1 rRNA gene is annotated in these 1,543 nt (G+C 53.2%); it reads left to right on the top strand.

Going from position 1 to position 1,543, the window contains the following annotated elements:
* Nucleotides 1-1,479: ribosomal RNA gene (locus ACYQ2O_RS12200) — 16S ribosomal RNA — on the top strand; the annotation flags it as partial.
* Between the last annotated feature and the right edge of the window lie 64 nt (nucleotides 1,480-1,543).

Genomic DNA, 1,543 nt, shown 5'->3' with positions numbered 1-1,543 from the left:
CACTCTGCTTGCAGAGTGTGGATGAGTGGCGAACGGGTGAGTAACACGTGGGGAACCTGCCCATAAGAGGGGGATAACATCCGGAAACGGGTGCTAATACCGCATAGGTGATCATAGCGCATGCTTAGATCATTAAAGATGGCTTCGGCTATCGCTTATGGATGGCCCCGCGGCGTATTAGCTAGTTGGTGAGGTAATGGCTCACCAAGGCTGTGATACGTAGCCGACCTGAGAGGGTGATCGGCCACACTGGAACTGAGACACGGTCCAGACTCCTACGGGAGGCAGCAGTAGGGAATCTTCCACAATGGGCGAAAGCCTGATGGAGCAATACCGCGTGAGTGAAGAAGGTCTTCGGATCGTAAAGCTCTGTTGTTAGAGAAGAACAAGAGGTGTAGTAACTGGCACCTCCTTGACGGTATCTAACCAGAAAGTCACGGCTAACTACGTGCCAGCAGCCGCGGTAATACGTAGGTGACAAGCGTTGTCCGGATTTATTGGGCGTAAAGCGAGCGCAGGCGGTCTTTTAAGTCTGATGTGAAAGCCCACGGCTCAACCGTGGAGGGTCATTGGAAACTGGAAGACTTGAATGCAGAAGAGGAAAGTGGAATTCCATGTGTAGCGGTGAAATGCGTAGATATATGGAGGAACACCAGTGGCGAAGGCGACTTTCTGGTCTGTAATTGACGCTGAGGCTCGAAAGCGTGGGGAGCGAACAGGATTAGATACCCTGGTAGTCCACGCCGTAAACGATGAGTGCTAAGTGTTGGAGGGTTTCCGCCCTTCAGTGCTGGAGCTAACGCATTAAGCACTCCGCCTGGGGAGTACGGCCGCAAGGCTGAAACTCAAAGGAATTGACGGGGACCCGCACAAGCGGTGGAGCATGTGGTTTAATTCGAAGCAACGCGAAGAACCTTACCAGATCTTGACATCCTCTGACCACCCAAGAGATTGGGCTTTCCCTTCGGGGACAGAGTGACAGGTGGTGCATGGTTGTCGTCAGCTCGTGTCGTGAGATGTTGGGTTAAGTCCCGTAACGAGCGCAACCCTTATTGTTAGTTGCCAGCATTCAGTTGGGCACTCTAGCGAGACTGCCGGTGATAAACCGGAGGAAGGCGGGGATGACGTCAAATCATCATGCCCCTTATGATCTGGGCTACACACGTGCTACAATGGATGGTACAACGAGTCGCGAGACCGCGAGGTTCAGCTAATCTCCTAAAGCCATTCTCAGTTCGGATTGCAGGCTGCAACTCGCCTGCATGAAGCCGGAATCGCTAGTAATCGCGGATCAGAACGCCGCGGTGAATACGTTCCCGGGTCTTGTACACACCGCCCGTCACACCACGAGAGTTTGGAACACCCGAAGTCGGTCGAGTAACCCTTTTAGGGAGCTAGCCGCCGAAGGTGGGCTGGATGATTGGGGTGAAGTCGTAACAAGGTAGCCGTATCGGAAGGTGCGGCTGGATCACCTCCTTTCTAAGGATAGTGCCATCAGGGCACACGGAACCTTGCACAGGTTTTTACTTTGTTCAGTTTTGAG

Source organism: Alkalibacterium sp. m-11 (assembly GCF_054658155.1).
The sequence above is the reverse complement of the archived record's forward strand: the minus strand, read 5'-3'. Positions and strand labels throughout refer to the sequence as shown.